The 16,821-nt window shown below is 66.0% G+C and carries 14 protein-coding genes; 3 read left to right on the top strand and 11 right to left on the bottom strand.

Annotated elements, in window-relative coordinates:
• Window positions 1-143: 143 nt before the first annotated feature.
• Together CWS35_RS05215 and CWS35_RS05210 are read left to right on the top strand one after the other, a co-directional pair.
• Window positions 144-1,571: a serine hydrolase gene (locus CWS35_RS05215; protein WP_024584566.1), complete on the top strand. Its 1,428-nt coding sequence runs from the start codon at window positions 144-146 to the stop codon at window positions 1,569-1,571.
• A gap of 125 nt (window positions 1,572-1,696) precedes the next feature.
• Window positions 1,697-1,987 (top strand): DUF1330 domain-containing protein, encoded by a 291-nt coding sequence (locus CWS35_RS05210; protein WP_100951141.1) that lies wholly within the window; start codon window positions 1,697-1,699, stop codon window positions 1,985-1,987.
• 167 nt (window positions 1,988-2,154) lie between these two features.
• On the opposite strand, the gene CWS35_RS05205 is transcribed toward CWS35_RS05210, so the two are convergent.
• Entirely contained in the window at window positions 2,155-3,525 is a 1,371-nt protein-coding gene (locus tag CWS35_RS05205; protein ID WP_100951139.1) for an MmgE/PrpD family protein, read from the bottom strand.
• A 132-nt stretch (window positions 3,526-3,657) separates the two neighbouring features.
• Between CWS35_RS05205 and CWS35_RS05200 the strand changes: the two genes are divergently transcribed.
• Window positions 3,658-4,797, top strand: coding sequence for an FUSC family protein (locus tag CWS35_RS05200; protein WP_100951137.1), 1,140 nt, complete (start codon window positions 3,658-3,660; stop codon window positions 4,795-4,797).
• A gap of 7 nt (window positions 4,798-4,804) precedes the next feature.
• Here CWS35_RS05200 and CWS35_RS05195 read toward each other — a convergent pair whose 3' ends face one another.
• The 10 genes from CWS35_RS05195 to dnaA all read right to left on the bottom strand — a co-directional run bounded on the left by CWS35_RS05195 (window position 4,805) and on the right by dnaA (window position 16,783).
• Complete coding sequence (locus CWS35_RS05195; protein ID WP_100951136.1) at window positions 4,805-5,461, bottom strand: 2-hydroxychromene-2-carboxylate isomerase; 657 nt, start codon at window positions 5,459-5,461, stop codon at window positions 4,805-4,807.
• Window positions 5,462-5,464: 3 nt separating this feature from the next.
• Window positions 5,465-5,938 carry a DUF2867 domain-containing protein gene (locus tag CWS35_RS05190; protein WP_100951134.1) on the bottom strand — a complete coding sequence of 158 codons (474 nt, stop codon included), beginning with the start codon at window positions 5,936-5,938 and terminating at the stop codon, window positions 5,465-5,467.
• Entirely contained in the window at window positions 5,935-7,332 is a 1,398-nt protein-coding gene (locus CWS35_RS05185; protein ID WP_024584560.1) for an MATE family efflux transporter, read from the bottom strand. The genes CWS35_RS05190 and CWS35_RS05185 overlap by 4 nt, the downstream gene beginning before the upstream one ends.
• 57 nt (window positions 7,333-7,389) lie before the next feature.
• Window positions 7,390-8,682, bottom strand: coding sequence for a UDP-N-acetylglucosamine 1-carboxyvinyltransferase (murA, locus tag CWS35_RS05180; RefSeq protein WP_024584559.1), 1,293 nt, complete (start codon window positions 8,680-8,682; stop codon window positions 7,390-7,392).
• 177 nt (window positions 8,683-8,859) lie between these two features.
• Window positions 8,860-9,630, bottom strand: coding sequence for an APH(3')-II family aminoglycoside O-phosphotransferase (locus CWS35_RS05175; protein ID WP_024584558.1), 771 nt, complete (start codon window positions 9,628-9,630; stop codon window positions 8,860-8,862).
• Window positions 9,631-9,656: 26 nt separating this feature from the next.
• Complete coding sequence (gyrB, locus tag CWS35_RS05170; RefSeq protein ID WP_024584557.1) at window positions 9,657-12,092, bottom strand: DNA topoisomerase (ATP-hydrolyzing) subunit B; 2,436 nt, start codon at window positions 12,090-12,092, stop codon at window positions 9,657-9,659.
• Between the two features lie 230 nt (window positions 12,093-12,322).
• Window positions 12,323-13,459 carry a DNA replication/repair protein RecF gene (gene recF, locus CWS35_RS05165; protein ID WP_024584556.1) on the bottom strand — a complete coding sequence of 379 codons (1,137 nt, stop codon included), beginning with the start codon at window positions 13,457-13,459 and terminating at the stop codon, window positions 12,323-12,325.
• Window positions 13,460-13,531: 72 nt separating this feature from the next.
• On the bottom strand, window positions 13,532-13,897 hold the full coding sequence (locus tag CWS35_RS05160; protein WP_100956046.1) for an endonuclease domain-containing protein: 366 nt from the start codon (window positions 13,895-13,897) through the stop codon (window positions 13,532-13,534).
• Between the two features lie 75 nt (window positions 13,898-13,972).
• Window positions 13,973-15,091, bottom strand: a complete 1,119-nt coding sequence (gene dnaN / locus CWS35_RS05155; protein WP_024584554.1) for a DNA polymerase III subunit beta — start codon at window positions 15,089-15,091, stop codon at window positions 13,973-13,975.
• Window positions 15,092-15,352: 261 nt separating this feature from the next.
• Entirely contained in the window at window positions 15,353-16,783 is a 1,431-nt protein-coding gene (dnaA, locus tag CWS35_RS05150; protein ID WP_100951132.1) for a chromosomal replication initiator protein DnaA, read from the bottom strand.
• Between the last annotated feature and the right edge of the window lie 38 nt (window positions 16,784-16,821).

Genomic DNA, 16,821 nt, shown 5'->3' with positions numbered 1-16,821 from the left:
GCTGTCATTGAAATCACGACACAATTTCAGAATCGGCGAGCCGCCTCCAGTCCCCGGCTAGTCCGATTTCCAAATCCGGCGAGCCCTTTCGGGTCGGTCGCTGCTTCCTCCCGCCACACACTTTCACATGCCGGAGGACCCACGTGACCCGTCGAAAGCTCATTCTCATCCTCGCTGCCAGCACTGCCCTCGGTGCACTGGGCTGGTCCGCCGCCCGCGCCCGCGACGTGCCCAGGGTGGCAACCGGATTTGTCGCCAACATCCTCTGCTCCGAAACCTTCGTCAGCGGCCTCGATCCAAGGCGCGACTTCACCGAGACCACCGAGGCGATGCCGGGGGTGGGCCTGATCACCTGGGCGATGGATTACCAGGTCGACCGCCAGCGCAAGGACGTCTCGGTCACCCTGTTCGGCCTCGGCCGCAGCCATGCGGTGTATCGCGAGGGGCTCGGCTGCACGCTCGAGCATGGTGCGGCGCTGGCCGACGTCGCGCTGCCGCAGGTGCAGCCGCAGGCCGCGCTGCTGCCCGAAATCGCCGGTCCCGGCATCGTCGCGCCGCAGAGCCCGCAACTCGCCGCCGCGCTCGATCGCGCCTTCGCCGAACCGACGCAACCGCCGTTCCGTCACACCCGCGCGGTCGTGGTCATGAAGGACGGCCGCATCATCGCCGAGCGTTACGCCGACGGCATCGGCGTCGACACCCCGCTGCTCGGCTTCTCCGCGACCAAATCGGTGATCTCCGCTCTGATCGGAATCCTGGTGCGCGACGGCAAGTTGACGGTCGATCAGCCGGTTCCGATCGCGGCCTGGCAGGACCCGCATGATCCGAGACACGCCATCACGGTCGATCAGCTGTTGCGTCACACCGCGGGCCTTGCGCTCGGCAGCTCGCTGCAAGCCTCGCTGATGTCCGCGCTCGAGCCCGTCAACCGGATGAAGTACGTCGAGTCGGACATGGCCAGCTATGCCGAGAGCATTCCGCTCGAAACGGCACCGGGCCAGGCCTGGAATTATCACGATGGCAATTACGTCATCCTCTCGCATCTGATCCGCGACGCGGCGGGCGGCCATGCCGCCGACGTGATGCGGTTCGCGCATCGCGAATTGTTCGATCCGCTCGGCATGCGCAACGTGGTGCTGGAGTTCGATGCGGCGGGCACGCCGAAAGGATCGGGCGAGATGCTGGCGAGCGCGCGCGACTGGGCGAGGTTCGGCCAGCTCTATCTCGATGACGGCGTGGTTGGCGGCAGGCGCATCCTGCCTGAAGGCTGGGTGAAATATGCGGCATCGCCGACGCCGCACGCCTGGGTCGGCTATGGCGCCGGCTTCTGGACCAATCTCGGCAACAGCTACGGCGCCCGATTTCGCGTCGACCACGGCTGGCCGCGCGATGCATTCCTCGCCAAGGGCACGATCGGGCAATACGTCATCGTCGTGCCGTCGCAGCGGCTCGTCATCGTGCGGCTCGGCCGCTCGCCGAACATGCCGCCCGAGGCGGATGGGGTGTCCGACCTGGTCCGTGACGTCGTCACAGTGAGCTCCGGCAAGGCGACCCTTGCCGGACGCGACTGATGCACACGCGATACAATCCGGCAATCTCTTGAATTGAGTCCTCGTTTGCGGAATTTTCTGTAGCCGTGGCGCATCCTGTAGCAGGCACGCCACGATCCGTCGGGTCGCCGCAAACGGGGGAGCACATGCCGAAAGCCTACTGGATCGTGCACGTCACGGTTCACGACGAAGTGCGCTATCGCGACTATCTCGCCGCGGCGATGCCGGTGTTCGAGAAATACGGTGCCTATTTCGTCGTGCGCAATGGCCTGTATGAGGTGATGGAGGGCGCGACCCGCCAGCGCAACTTCGTCATCGAGTTCAAGAACCGCGCCGTCGCAATGGAGTGCTACACCTCCCCCGAATACCAGGCCGCCAAGGCGATCCGGCAGCAATATTCGGAAGGCGATTTCGTGATCATCGATGGCGCGGAGTAGGTGAACGCCATTTTCGAGGCACGCAGTTCTCTCGTCATTCAACGAGAGGCTGCCTCCTCATTCTGAGCTGCTTGATATCTTCAATCGAGAACCACCCTCATCGTCGTCCTGGCTTTCGCCAGGACGACCGCGGTCGATGTGGTGATCGCCTTCGCCAACGGCTCGGCTTACTGCCGCCCCAGCTGCGTCGCTTTCTCCACGCGGTCGAACCGCTCCAGCGTCAGGATCGCATCCGCAAGCTGGTCGGCGCGCTTGTCGAGCACCGGGCGGGCCAGCGTCAGGAACTTCTGCTGCATCGCCTGCGCGTCGGGGAACGAGGTCGGTTCGCCCGAGGGATCGGCGTAGAGGCGCTCATGCACGCCGTCATCGGTCGTGATCGAGACGCGGGCGCCGAACGGGTGGGTGCGGCCGATCTCGAGCCGGTCGTCCTGCACCACATCGAACTTGTCGGCGAGCGCGTCGATCGCCTTATCGCCGAGCCGCTCGTAATCGTCCCAGCCGAAATGGCCCTGGTCGAGCGCGATCGCGCCGGTGAAGAACATCGAGAACTGGCCGCCGACCACCGAGGTCGGGTGGCGCTTGGTGGCGGCGTCGCCGGTCAGCGTGATGCCGTTGCGGTGCAGCCCGATCTCGACCTTCCTGATCTGGTCCGGGGTCAGATTGTGCTCGCGCCGCATCGCGATCAGCGCGTCGATCGCGGCGTGGGTGTAGCGGCAGCTCGGATACGGCTTCACGCCGATCTTCAGCGTCTCATAGGTGTGGCCCAAGCCAGCCACCGCCTTGTCCGGATGCGGGTCATCGGTATAGCCGACCAAAAGGCCATGCTTGCCCTCGACCGAGTCGCTCGAACCGACGAAGTCGTTGCGCGCCAGCGTCGCCGCGATCACGCCGTTCATCGCGGCGGCGCCGACCTGGTAGCGCTTGTTCCAGGCGCCGTTGACCAGGAATTGCAGTGAGCCCGCAGCCTGGCTGCCGGAGACGCCGAAGGCCGAGACGATCTGCTCCTTCGACAGCCCGAACAGCTTGGCCGCCGCCGCGGCGGCACCATAGGTGCCGGCCGTCGCGGTCGGGTGGAAACCCCGGGCGTAATGCGAGGTCGGGTCGAGCGCATTGCCGAGCCGGCAGCACACTTCATAACCGGCGACGATCGCGGTCAGCACGTCGCGGCCGGAGGCACCGACCATTTCGCCGACCGCGAAGGCGGCGGGCACCACCGGTGCGCTCGGATGCAGCGAGGAATCGGCGTGGGTGTCGTCGAAATCGAGCGAATGACCGAGCGCACCGTTGAGCAGCGCCGCAACCGCCGGCGTCCAGGTCTTGCTGTCGCCGAACACGGTGGCCTCGCCCTTACCGTCCAGCGCCAGCGCTTCCAGCATCCTCATCAGCGAGGGGGTCGATTCCGCATCGCGGCGGGCGCGGATGGTGCTGCCCAGGAAATCCAGCGTCAGGACCTTGGCGCGCTCCAGCACCTCCGGCGGAATGTCCTCGAATTTCATGTCGGCGACGTAGGCGGCGAGCGTTGCGGTTTCGTGGGCCATCGTGTTTCCTCAATTTTGCGGCGCAGGGTAGGCGGGCCGGTTTGGCCTTTCAAGCCACCTTGCCGCCGCGGGCAGCAGCCATGCTCGGCGTCCTTTAACATAGGCCTTTCGATCGAATCCGGATCACGGTGCATGAGGACCTTCGCAAAACGCATGTTCGAGAAGCTCTGGAGCCGCAAGACGCAGCTGGCGCTGGCGGTCCGCATCGCGTCCGCCGGCGTGGCGGCCTATGCCATCGCGCTGGCGCTGCATCTCCTGTTGCCGCTCTGGGCGGTGCTGACCTCGCTGATCGTCACGCAGATGAGCGTCGGGCGCTCCTTGAAGGCGACCCGCGACTACATGCTCGGCACCATCGGCGGCGCCATCTATGGCGGCGCGATCGCAGTGCTGATCCCGCATTCCGGCGAGGGCAGCCTGCTGGCGCTCCTGGTGCTGGCGATCGTGCCGCTTGCCTTCATCGCCGCGCTCAATCCAAGCCTCAACTCGGCGACGGTGACGGCGGTGATCGTGCTGCTGCTGCCGACGATGCATCACTCCAACCCGCTGGATTCCGCGATCGACCGCGTGCTCGAGGTGACGGTCGGCGCGCTCACCGGCCTCGTGATCTCGTTCCTGGTGCTGCCGTCGCGGGCGGTCAGCCAGATCAGGGTCAATGCATCGAAGCTGCTGGAACTGCTCTCGGCAGCGTTCGCCGAATTGCTCGCCGGCCTGACCCGCGGCCTCGACAACGATGCGCTGCACCGGATCCAGGATGGCATCGGCACCGCCGTGACCAATCTGCACGCCACCGGCATGGAAGCCGAGCGCGAGCGCTCGATGCACCTGTCGTCGGGGCCGGATACCGGCCCCCTGCTGCGGACCATCCAGCGGCTGCGGCACGACGTCGTGATGATCGGGCGGGCCTCGGTGGTGCCGTTGCCGGCCGAAATCCAGACCAGGCTGGCGCGGCCGCTCGCCGACGTCAGCAAGGCGATCGTCACCTACATGATGTCAGTCGCGACCGCGCTGCGCGCCGGCAGCGGCCCGGCCGACATGGCGCCGGTCGATGCGGCGTTGCAGGCCTACAGCGCGGAGGTGGCCGCGGTGCGCAGCGAGGGCTTGACCCGCGGCCTTCCGGTCGATGTCATGGAGCGGTTCTTCGCGCTGGGCTTCTCGCTCGACCAGATGCGGCAGAATCTGAACGACCTCAAGCGCTGCCACGGCAATTGGTGCACGAACGAGGAGGCTTCCGAGAAGATCGTGGGCGAAACGTCCGAGAAGAGCGTGGCATGACGTTTGACTAGGCCGTGCGGCGCGTCAGCCCCTTGCTTTCCATGCGCCAGATCAGGAGGTCGATACGGTCCTGGCCGAAGAACGGTTCGTTCTCGAAGACGAAGGTCGGCACGCCCCAATGGGCGGACGCGGCATGAGCGTCCTCGTTGCCCTTGATGACCTGCTCGTAGCGGTCGGGATCCGCGGTGACGGCCGCATCCATCGCGGCGAGATCGAAGCCGGCGGCGGTTGCTGCCTGCTCCAGATGGTCGCCCTCGTTCCAGCCCTTCACCGAGCCGTCCCATAGCACGCGGCCGATGGCGGAGGTGAAGGCAAGCGAGCGGCCCTCGAGCTGGGCGGCAGCGCCGAGCCGGGTCAGACGGTGGATGTAGGGCTGGTGTTCGGCGACGTCGAGCGTCGTCATGTCCTGCACGATCGGATCCGGACGCGGAAAGCGGAACGGGATGTTCTCATGCTTGGCGACGCGGCTGGAGTCGAGCACGACATAGCGGGCGAATTGCGGGTTGGTCTTCTTGAAGAAACCGGGCACCCGCACCGCGAGCGGATAGACCGGCCGCAGGTTCACCGCGACATCGTAGTCGGCGACCATCTTCAGCGTCTTCGGCAGCGCCAGATAGCTGTAGGGGCTGCGGAACGAGAAGAACAGGTCGACCGACAAGGCCATGGACTAGCCTCCGGCCTTGCGCAGCATCGCGGGCACGATCAGACGGTGGAACGGCAGGATGACAGCGAGATAGGCGCGCCCGAGCCAGTTGTGGGTCAGCACCAGCGTGGTCGCGGTGATGCTGCGCGCGGGCCCGTCCGGCGCGACGTCGACGACCAGCCGGAAGTCGAGATGCTTGTCGTTGAAGCCGGCGACCAGCCGCTGCGGCGTTTCGCTGACCACCGGGAATATCCCGATCATGTCGCGCGCCACGCCTTCCGTTGCGCCAGAGGTTTTCAAGCCGAGCGGCGCGACCAGGAGGTTGCGCAAGGCGAGCAGCCATTCGATCCAGCGCGGCTGCCGCGTCACCATCGCCTCAGCGGCGTGCCGCGCGTCGAGGCCGGCGTCCGTGGTCGCGATCCGGAACGCATCGACGAACTGCGCGCCGGCGAGCAACGCGGCGGAATCCACGTTCGGTGTGACCTCGTCGACCTTCATCCCAGCAGTTTGCGTGCGAGCAGGCGGAAACGCAAGATCAGCAGGGTGGCATAAACCGCGGTCCCGAGCGACAGCCCGATCCAGACGCCGGGGGCGTCGAGCCCGGCCCAGAAGGCCAGCGCGGCGGCGGAGGCGAATCCCACCAGCCAGTAGCTGATGACGGCAAACAGCAGCGGCACCTTCGTGTCGTTCATGCCGCGCAGCGCGCCGGCGGTGGTCGTCTGCACGCCGTCAGCGATGAAGAAGGTGGCGCCGATCAAGAGCAGCATCGCGGTGAGCTGTGCCGTCGCGTCGGAGGCCTCGCCGAGGAACAGCGCCGCGATCTCGAAGCGGGCCAGGATCACCGCCAGCGTCATCACACTCATGAAGACGCCGGAGAGCGCGACCGCGACAAAGCCGGCGCGCTGCACCGCCTCGGCGTCGCGGCGGCCGACCGCCTGGCCAACCCGCACGGTGGCCGCCATGCTGATGCCGAACGGCACCATGAACAGGATCGCCGCGATCTGCAGCGCGATCTGGTGCGCGGCCAGTGCCGTGGTGCTGATCAACCCCATCAACAGGCCGGCGGCGCCGAACAGGCCATATTCCAGCAGGAAGGCGATCGAGATCGGCGCGCCGACCGCGACCAGCTTGCCCATCAGCGGCCAGTCGATGCGCCAGACGCGGCTGAACACATGGTACTTGCGGAACGGGCGGCGGCGCGCTGCGAACCACGCGCCGGCAAGGAAGGTGCCGAGATTGACAATCGTGGTGGCAAGCCCGGCGCCGAACATGCCGAGCTCGGGCATGCCCCATTTGCCGTAGAGCAGCAGATAGACCATCAGCGCGTTGGCCGGGATCGCCGCGAGCGTGATCCACAGCACCGGCTCCGGCCGGTTCACCGCGCTCATGAAGCCGCGGATGGCGATGAACCACAGCGCCGGCAGGATGCCCCAGGCGAGCCCGAACAGATATTGCTGCGCCAGATGCGCGGTGGCCTCGGTCTGGCCAAGCGCGAGCAGGATGCGCTCGCCGTGAAACGGCAGCGCCATCAGCGGCAGCACCATGAAGAAGGCGGCCCACAGCCCGACCCGCAGTGCGCGCCGCATCACCCGCGGGTTGCGCGCACCGAACGCCTGCGCCGCCAGCGGCGAGACCGCGGACATCATGCCCATGCCGATGGTGAAGCTGACGAAATACACGGTATGCGCCAGCGCGGCCGCGGCGACGTTCTCGCTGCCGAGCCGGCCGATGAAGGCGAGATCGGTGGTCATCATCGCGATCTGCCCGAGCTGCGTCAGCGCGAGCGGCACCGCGAGCTTCAGCGTTTCGGCGAGCTCGGCCGTAAGCAGCTTGCGAGAGGGGACGACGGCCGCGCGCGACGCGGCCGGGTCGATCTTGTCGATGCAGGTCATGACGGCAGGCTTAGCACGATAAAGCCGCCGGAAGGATGGCCGAACTGCCGCAGGAGACTACGATCGCGCGGGAATCCGCTTGATCTTGGCGCCGAGTGCGTTGAGGCGTTCGTCGATCCGTTCATAGCCGCGCTCGATCTGGTCGGCGTTGTTGATGGTGGAAGTGCCGTTGGCGCACACCGCGGCCAGCAGCATCGCCATACCGGCGCGGATGTCGGGCGAATTCATCGGTGCGCCGCGCAGCCGGCTCGGGCCGGCCACGATCGCGCGGTGCGGGTCGCACAGCACGATGCGGCCACCCATCGCGATCAGATTGTCGACGAAGAACATCCGCGACTCGAACATCTTCTCGTGCATCAGGATGACGCCGTCGCACTGCGTCGCGGTGACGATCGCGATCGACATCAGGTCGGCGGGAAAGGCCGGCCAGGGCTGGTCCTCGAGCTTCGGCACGTGACCGCCGAAATCGTCGTGGATCTTCATGGTCTGGTTCGACGGCACGACGAGATCGTCGCCCTCGACGCCGCAGACGATGCCGAGCCGCTCAAAGCCCATCCGGATCGAGCGCAGATGCTCGACGCCGGCCCGCGCGATGCGCAGCGGCGATCGGGTCACCGCGGCAAGCCCGATCAGGGATCCAACCTCGATATGGTCGGGCTGGATCGCGAACGTGGTGCCGCCGAGCGGGGCCTGTCCGTGGATGATGATGGTGTTGGTGCCGATGCCTTCGATCTTGGCGCCGAGCGCGACCAGGAAATTCGCGAGGTCCTGCACGTGCGGCTCGGAGGCTGCGTTGCGCAGATAGGTGGTGCCGCGCGCGGCGACGGCGGCGACCAGCGCGTTCTCCGTCGCAGTGACGCTGGGCTCGTCGAGGAACACGTCGGCGCCCTTCAGCCGCGCGGCGCGGAATTCGAGCCGGTGCGTCGCGGTCACCGTGGCGCCAAGCTGTTCGAACGCCAGGAAATGCGTGTCGAGCCGGCGGCGGCCGATCACGTCGCCGCCGGGCGGCGGCAGCGCGACCTCGCCGCAACGGGCGAGCAGCGGGCCTGCGAGCAGGATCGAGGCGCGGATCCGGGCGCACAGCGCCGGATCGAGATCGGCGGCACGAATCTCCTTGGCATGGATCTGTAGCGTGTTGCGCTCGGTCCATTCGGCAGCAGCGCCGACCGAGCGGCACAGCTCGACCAGCGTCTCGGTGTCGCGGATGCGCGGCACGTTGGTCAACGTGACCGGGTGCTCGGTCAGCAGCGCCGCGGCGATGATCGGCAGCGCGGAGTTCTTGTTGCCGGCCGGCTCGATGGTGCCCGAAAGGCGGCGGCCGCCTTCGACGATGTATTGGATCGGCGCCACGCGGAATGTCCCCTCACGCATCATTCAGACTGGGTAACCCGAAATTCCGTAACGGAATCAATGGTTGTCAGGCACCGTAACACAAATCCCGGCAGAGCTTCCACACCAAAGGAAGCGGCGCGGCGGCGCCGTTTGCGCCGTCACGGATACGTCATCTCGCGGCCCAAATTGCCCGTCTCAGAAGAACTCATCGAGCAAGCGATAGAAGGCGAGGCGCCGCTCGTCGGGCGCGATGCCGTACTGCCGGAAGAACGGCTCGGTCCATTCCACTCCGAGATTGCTTGCGATGCTGCGTGCGGCAAGCGCCAGGTCCTGATGGCGATCGGCGATGCCGAGCCGGCCGCAATCGATGAATCCGGTGAAGCGGCCGCCGTCTGCGAGCAGGTTCGGCAAGCAGGCGTCACCATGGGTGACCACGAGATCTTCGGATACGGGACGCGTAGCCAGCAACTCCGCAAGCAAATCCGTGGTGGTCCGACCGAGGCGCTCCTCGTCGAAATCCGCCTCGTCGATGCGCCCGGCGGCCACGCGCCTGCCCACCGCTTCAAGGCGCTGGTCGAGCCGCTGATCGAATGGGCAAGCCGCGATTGGCGTCTGGTGCAGGGTGCGCAGCGCAGCCGCTGCAAGCATGACGGTTTCCGCCGCCGGCAGATCGCTGGCAGTGGCAAGGTCATGGCCCGCAATTTCGCTCATCAGCAGCCAATGACGTTGGTGTTCGACGACAACGTCCAGCACCGCGGGCGCCGGGAGGTCGCGGCTCGCCAGCCAGCGCAGCCGATCGATCTCGCCGGGCAGCTCGGCGAATTCGTCGACAGGCTCGGATTTGATGAACAGGTCTCCGCCGTAAGCGCGCCTGATCCGGAACACGGCTGCGCCGGATTCGCCGATGGTCAGCCGCTCGATGTGCCCATCGGCGATCTCGCCGAGCCATTGCATCGGAAAGCGCATGTCTGCCTGACGGAGAAAGTCGGTCGTTAGATGTCGATCGTGGCGCTGAGCGAATTTTCCTGGATGAAGTCGCGGCGAGGTTCGACCACGTCGCCCATCAGCTTGGTGAAGATGTCGTCGGCCTCGTCGACCTCCTTGACCTTCACCTGAAGCAGCGAGCGCGCATCCTTGTCCAGCGTGGTCTCCCAGAGCTGCTCCGGATTCATCTCGCCGAGACCTTTATAGCGTTGCAGCGAGATGCCCTTGCGGGCGGCGTCGGTCACCGCCTCGAACAGGTCGATCGGACCATGGATGATCTGCTCGGCATCCTTGCGCCGAAGCTTGCCGGCCCGCACGTAGATCGCTTGCAGCTCGGTCGCGTATCCATCGAGCTTGCGGGCGTCGGCCGAGCCAAGGAAGGCGTCGTCGATCACGGCCACTTCCTTGACGCCACGCACGGTACGCTCGAACTGGAAGCCCTGACCTTCGGTGAAGGTGCCAACCCAGCCGCGCTCGACCTCGTCGGCGACGGCGTCCAGCCGTTTGGCGATATAGTCGGCCGCCGCGTTCGCGGTTTCGATCTCGCTTGTGATCCTGGGGCTCAGCACGCCCGCGATGGCGGCCTGCTCGATGACAGCGCGATTGTAGCGGCTGTGCAGGTTGCGAAGCACCGAGCGGATGATGCGGGCGTCTTCGACCAGCGACAGCAAATCGCGGCCCGAGCGGTCGTCGCCGGAGGCCGGCTTGAACACGCATTCGTCGAGCCCGGTCGAGATCAGATAGTCCTCGAGCGCGCGCTCGTCCTTCAGATATTGCTCGGACTTGCCGCGCGAAACCTTATACAGCGGCGGCTGGGCGATATAGAGATAGCCGCCATCGATGATCGAGCGCATCTGACGATAGAAGAAGGTCAGCAGCAGGGTGCGGATATGGGCGCCGTCGACGTCGGCGTCGGTCATCACGATGATCTTGTGATAGCGCAGCTTGTCGACCGAGAAATCGTCGCTGATGCCGGTGCCGAGCGCGGTGATCAGGGTGCCGATCTGCTCGGACGACAGCATCTTGTCGGGACGCACGCGCTCGACATTGAGGATCTTGCCGCGTAGCGGCAGCACCGCCTGGAATTCGCGGTTGCGGCCCTGCTTGGCGCTGCCGCCTGCCGAGTCGCCCTCGACGATGAACAGTTCGGATTTCGCCGGATCCTTCTCCTGGCAGTCGGCAAGCTTGCCGGGCAGCGAGGAGACGCTGAGCGGGCTCTTGCGCGTCAGCTCGCGTGCCTTGCGCGCCGCCTCACGGGCAGCCGCAGCCTGGATCACCTTGCCGACGATCTCCTTCGCCTGGGTCGGGTGTTCCTCGAACCAGGTGGCGAGCGCCTCGTTGAGCACGTTCTCGACCACAGGGCGGACTTCCGAGGACACCAGCTTGTCCTTGGTCTGCGACGAGAATTTCGGATCGGGCACCTTCACCGAGAGAACGGCGGTGAGGCCTTCGCGGCAATCGTCGCCGGTCAGCGCGATCTTTTCCTTCTTCGCATTGGCCTCGGCATAGCCGTTGACCTGGCGCGTCAGCGCACCGCGGAAGCCGGCCAGATGGGTGCCGCCGTCACGCTGCGGGATGTTGTTGGTGAAGCACAGCACGTTCTCGTGGTAGCTGTCGTTCCACCACAGCGCGGCTTCGACGCCGATGCCGTTGGCTTCCGCGCGTACCATGATCGGTGCCGGCACGATCGCCTTCTTGTTGCGGTCGAGATATTTGACGAATTCCTCGACGCCGCCGGAATAGTGCATCTCCTCGCGCTTCTCGACCGCGTGGCGCATGTCGGAGAGCACGATGTGGACGCCCGAATTGAGGAAGGCGAGCTCGCGCAGCCGGTGCTCCAGCGTCGCGAAATCATATTCGACGTTCTTGAAGGTCTCGGTCGAGGCGAGGAAGGTGACCTCGGTGCCACGCTTGCCCGGGGCATCGCCGACCACCTTGAGCGGCGCGACGGCATCGCCGTGCGCGAATTCGATGTAGTGCTCCTTGTCGTCGCGCCAGATCCGCAAGCCGAGCTTGCTGGACAGCGCGTTGACCACGGAGACGCCGACGCCGTGCAGGCCGCCGGAGACCTTGTAGGAGTTCTGGTCGAACTTTCCGCCGGCGTGCAGCTGGGTCATGATGACCTCGGCCGCCGAGACGCCTTCGCCCTTGTGGATGTCGACCGGAATGCCGCGGCCGTCGTCGTACACGGTGACGGAATTGTCGGCATTGAGCGTGACCAGCACGCGGCTGGCATGGCCCGCCAGCGCCTCGTCGATCGCGTTGTCGACGACTTCATAGACCATGTGATGCAGGCCGGAACCGTCATCGGTGTCGCCGATATACATGCCGGGCCGCTTGCGGACGGCGTCGAGGCCCTTCAGCACCCGGATCGATTCCGCACCATATTCGGTCGGAATGGGATGCTCAGATTCGGCAGGGGTCTGCCGGGCAGGTTCTGTCATGTGAGGCCTTCGAGGATGTCCCGAATCAGCTGCGCAATATGAGGCGCTGATTGCGCTATTTGTGCCATGAAAGTGGAGTTGCGCCTAGCGCAAAGTCTCTGTCCACAAAGTACTGAATAAATAGGATTTTTTAGGCCTTTTTCAAGGTCTCCAAAGGCCGATTCGGAAGGCTCTGAAAAGCCCGATTCGGCGGCAGATTCGAAGCGCTGATTGAGGCCGATTCCGTGCCGTCAGCCGCGCCGTGTCGCACGGCCGGATTCGACGTCGAAAATCTCTCCGCGCGGGCCGATGTCGACGAACGCGGCCGGGTCCGCGCCGGTCATCCAGACCTGTGCGCCGAGCTTGGCGAGCTCGTCGAACAGCGCCTTGCGCCTGTTCGGATCGAGATGGGCGACGACCTCGTCGAGCAGTAGCAGCGGCACGATGCCGGTCATCTCCGCGACCATCGTGGCATGCGCCAGCACCAGTCCGATCAAGAGCGCCTTCTGCTCGCCGGTCGACGCGTCACGCGCGGGCATGTTCTTCGGTGCGTACACCACCTGCAGATCGGTCAGATGCGGGCCGTCGAGCGTGCGTCCGGCGGCGGCATCGCGCGGCCGGCTGGCGCGCAAAATCTCGCGGTAGCGGTCCTCTACCGCCGTCGCGGGCTCCTGTAGCAGCGCATTCTCCATCCAGCCGTCGAGCATGATCTCGGCGGAGGGGAAGGCCGAGGCCGCGCCGCGCTCGCGCAGCATCGCCGTGAGCTTGGCTGCGGTCTGGCCGCGCGATGCGGCGACCGCGACCGCGAGCTCGGCGGTCTCGCGCTCGATTGCGTCACACCAATGGTCGTCGTAATTGCGCACCTCGAGCAGCCGGTTGCGCGAACGCAGCGAACGCTCCAGTGCGGAGACCCGGCTGGAATGCTCGGAATCGATCGCCAGCACCAGGCGGTCGAAGAAGCGCCTCCGCTCCGACGCCGCGCCCATGAACAGGCCGTCCATCGCAGGGGTCAGCCAGACGATGCGCAAATGATCGCCGAACGCGGTGGCGGACCCCACCGGCTCGCGATCGATGCGGCAGCGTCGTGTGCTGCCGGTCTCGCCGGTCGGTGCGTCGATGCCCGTGCCCAGCGTCGCAAGCCCGAGCGCGCCCTCGACCTCGGCCGAGACCGCCCAGGAGCCGTTGCCTTGATTGTCAGCGATGTCTTCCAGCGTCGCACGGCGCAGGCCGCGGCCCGGTGATAGGAACGAGACCGCCTCCATGCAATTGGTCTTGCCGGCGCCGTTCGGCCCGACCAGCACCACCATGTCGCCCGCAACCTGGAGCGTCGCCGTCCGGTAATTGCGGAAATGCGTCAGCGACAGGCGATGAATGCGGGACGGGGTCATCTCTCTCCTTCCCCTCTCCCCCTGTGGGAGAGGGTGGCGCCTCACGAAGTGAGGCGACGGGTGAGGGGTATCTCACAGCTCGGCAAGCTTGGCGACAATGTCTTCGAGCACCGCCCCGGGGGTCTGCAATACGTCATTGTTCCAGTAGCGCCACACCTGGAAGCCTTCTGCGGCAAGCGCATCAGTCCTGGATGCGTCTTGTTGCGACGAAGCGTGCTGGCCGCCGTCGATCTCGATAACAAGGCGCTTCTCGAAACATGCGAAGTCGAGAATGTAATTTCGAAATGGAACCTGTCTTCGGAATTTCAAGTGCGACAGGCGCCGATCGCGCAGCAGGCGCCACATCTTCGCCTCCGCGTCGGTCGGCTCGCGGCGCATCTTCTTCGCGAAGCTGCGGAGGCGTTCGTCGGTTGGTCGATGGTTTGGCGTTCGCGGCACCAACCCCTCACCCGGCGCCTTTGGCGCCACCCTCTCCCACAAGGGGAGAGGGTGCAGTTGCGCGTGCGGAAGAAATCACACCCGCATCGGCATCAGCACGTAGAGCGCGCCCTTGCTGTCCTTGTCCTGCACCAGCGTCGGCGAGCCCGGGTCGGCCAGCTTCAGCACCGCGACCTCGCCTTCGATCTGGGCGGCGATGTCGAGCAGATAGCGCGAATTGAAGCCGATATCGAGCGCATCGGAGGCGTATTCGACCTCGAGTTCTTCGGTGGCGCTGCCGGAATCCGGGTTGGTCACCGAGAGCACGAGCTTGCCGGCGGACAAAGCCAGCTTCACCGCGCGGCCGCGTTCGCTGGAGATGGTCGAGACGCGGTCGACGGCGGCCTCGAAGTCCTTCTTGTCGACCACCAGTTCCTTGTCGTTGTTCTGCGGAATGACGCGGCCGTAATCCGGGAAGGTGCCGTCGATCAGCTTCGAGGTCAGCACCACATTGCCGAGCGTGAAGCGGATCTTGCCATCCGACAGCTCGATCGCGATCTCGGCGTCGTCGCCCTCGATCAGCCGCTGCACTTCGCCGACGGTCTTGCGCGGCACGATCACGCCGGGCATGCCGGTCGCGCCCTTCGGCAGCGTGAGGTCGATCTGGGCCAGCCGGTGACCGTCGGTCGCAACCCCGCGCAGGGTCGCCGCCTTGGCGCTGCCGGCGGCGTGCAGATAGATGCCGTTGAGATAATAGCGGGTCTCTTCGGTCGAGATCGCGAACTGGGTGCGGTCGATCAGGCGCTTGATGTCGGACGCCGGCAGCGAGAACGAATGCGTCATGTCGCCGGCGGCAAGGCCCGGGAAATCGCTCTCGGGCAGCGTTTGCAGCGTGAAGCGCGAGCGCCCCGCACGCACGGCGAGCACCGAGCGGTCGCCGTCGGCTTCGAGCACGATCTGCGAGCCGTCGGGCAGCTTGCGGACGATGTCGTAGAACATGTGCGCCGGCACCGTCGTCGACCCGGCGGTTCCGGTTTCGGCGGCCAGGGTCTCCGTCACCTCGAGATCGAGGTCGGTCGCCTTCAGCGACAATTTGGCGCCCTCGGCGCGGATCAACACGTTGCCGAGGATCGGGATGGTGTTGCGGCGCTCGACCACGCGGTGGACGTGACCCAGCGATTTCAGCAGTTGCGCGCGCTCGACGGTGACCTTCATTGCAATACCCGCCAGATCCCTCAGATGGAAAAGCCGGGCGGCCGTTCAGGGCAGCACCGCGGCGTTGGAAACCCGAATAGTCGGATCAATACCAGATTTGATCAAACCCACGGGGGACCGCAAGGTGGCGCGGATGGGCGGCCGGTGCAAGGGAGGCGGGCGGGAAACGGAGCCCGTTCCCCACGTTTTGGGTCGGAAAAAAGTCTGGCCCTCCCCTGGTCGAGGGAGGGCCATGGAACGAACCGGCCAGGTGCGGTGGTCTTACTCCTGCAACTGACGCTTCAGCGACTCGACTTCTTCCGACAGCGTCGTGTCCTTGGCGACCAGTGCCTCAATCTTGCGCACGGCGTGCAGCACCGTGGTGTGGTCGCGGCCGCCGAAGCGCCGGCCGATCTCCGGCAGCGAGCGCAGGGTCAGCGTCTTCGCCAGATACATCGCAACCTGGCGCGGGCGCACCACGTTGGCGGTACGGCGGGACGACAGCAGGTCGGAGCGGCTGACATTGTACTGCCGGGCGACCACGCGCTGGATGTCCTCGATCTTGATCCGCTTCGGTTCCTGCGGGCGGATCAGGTCGCGCACCTCGCGCTCCGCCATCTCCAGCGTCACCGGCTGGTTGTTGAGCTTGGAGTGCGCCAGCAGGCGATTGATGGCGCCTTCGAGGTCGCGGCCATTATGGGTGATGGTGCGCGCCAGATAGTCGAGCACCTCCTCCGGCACGTCGAAGCTCGCATGGTGCACGCGGGCCGCGGCGACGCGCGACTTGAGGATGCCGAGGCGGAGTTCCTCGCCGAGCGAGCCCATCTCGACGACGAGTCCGCCGGCGAGCCGCGAGCGCACGCGGTCGTCGAGGCTCTCCAGGTCCGACGGCGGACGGTCGGCCGCGATCACCACCTGGCGGCCGGCATCGATCAGCGCGTTCAGCGTGTGGCAGAACTCGGCCTGCGTCGACTTGCCCTGAAGGAACTGGAGGTCGTCGATGACCAGCACGTCGATACCGCGCAGCGCCTCCTTGAACGCCAGCGCCGTCTGCGTCTTCAGCGCGGCGACGAAGCCATACATGAATTTCTCGGCGGTGAGATACAGCACCTTGCGCTCGCCGCCGGAATTGCCGGCCCAGGTCACCGCTTGCAGCAGATGCGTCTTGCCGAGGCCGACGCCGGCATGGATGTAGAGCGGGTTGAACATCACGGGATCGCCGCGGCGGCCTTCCGCGACCTGGCGCGCGGCCGCGTGGGCCAACGTGTTGGAGCGGCCGACGACGAAGCTTGCAAAGGTCAGGCGCGGATCGAGCGGCGAGCCGCCGAGCGCGTCGTGGCTCGCCGACACCGGCGCGGTGGCAACCGAGCGCAGTTCAGGCGCCGGGCGGCCGTCGGTGCGCTCGATGCGGCGCACTTCGACCGGCGCAACCGGTTCCTTCACCGGAGCCGTCGCACGGATCGCGGAGCGCACGGTGAGGTCGATGCGATGCACTTCGGGCATTTCGGCCTGCCAGCAGGTCAGCACGCGGTCGGCATAATGCGCCTGGATCCAGCTCTTGAGGAACCGGGTCGGAACCGACAGGTGCACGCTCTCATCGTGCACGCTCTCCAGATCCATCCGTGCGAACCAGCTCGTGTAGACGTCCTCGCCAACGCTCGTCCGCAAACGTCCCTTCACCCGCGACCAGCGATCCTGTTCCGTATTCGTCATTGCCTTCGTACTTTTCCAAATCTGAGAGATGATGTTGC

Origin of the sequence: Bradyrhizobium sp. SK17 (assembly GCF_002831585.1) — a bacterium.
Lineage (GTDB): Bacteria > Pseudomonadota > Alphaproteobacteria > Rhizobiales > Xanthobacteraceae > Bradyrhizobium.
Note: the sequence above shows the minus strand (reverse complement) of the source record. Positions and strands in the feature narration are given on the sequence as shown.

Excerpts from the sequence above, each read along its gene's own strand:
- CWS35_RS05210 (WP_100951141.1), top strand. The coding sequence starts at position 1,697 with ATGCCGAAAGCCTACTGGATCGTGCACGTCACGGTTCACGACGAAGTG.
- CWS35_RS05205 (WP_100951139.1), bottom strand. The coding sequence starts at position 3,525 with ATGGCCCACGAAACCGCAACGCTCGCCGCCTACGTCGCCGACATGAAA.
- CWS35_RS05200 (WP_100951137.1), top strand. The coding sequence starts at position 3,658 with ATGAGGACCTTCGCAAAACGCATGTTCGAGAAGCTCTGGAGCCGCAAG.
- CWS35_RS05195 (WP_100951136.1), bottom strand. The coding sequence starts at position 5,461 with ATGGCCTTGTCGGTCGACCTGTTCTTCTCGTTCCGCAGCCCCTACAGC.
- CWS35_RS05190 (WP_100951134.1), bottom strand. The coding sequence starts at position 5,938 with ATGAAGGTCGACGAGGTCACACCGAACGTGGATTCCGCCGCGTTGCTC.
- CWS35_RS05185 (WP_024584560.1), bottom strand. The coding sequence starts at position 7,332 with ATGACCTGCATCGACAAGATCGACCCGGCCGCGTCGCGCGCGGCCGTC.
- CWS35_RS05175 (WP_024584558.1), bottom strand. The coding sequence starts at position 9,630 with ATGCGCTTTCCGATGCAATGGCTCGGCGAGATCGCCGATGGGCACATC.
- gyrB (WP_024584557.1), bottom strand. The coding sequence starts at position 12,092 with ATGACAGAACCTGCCCGGCAGACCCCTGCCGAATCTGAGCATCCCATT.
- recF (WP_024584556.1), bottom strand. The coding sequence starts at position 13,459 with ATGACCCCGTCCCGCATTCATCGCCTGTCGCTGACGCATTTCCGCAAT.
- dnaN (WP_024584554.1), bottom strand. The coding sequence starts at position 15,091 with ATGAAGGTCACCGTCGAGCGCGCGCAACTGCTGAAATCGCTGGGTCAC.
- dnaA (WP_100951132.1), bottom strand. The coding sequence starts at position 16,783 with ATGACGAATACGGAACAGGATCGCTGGTCGCGGGTGAAGGGACGTTTG.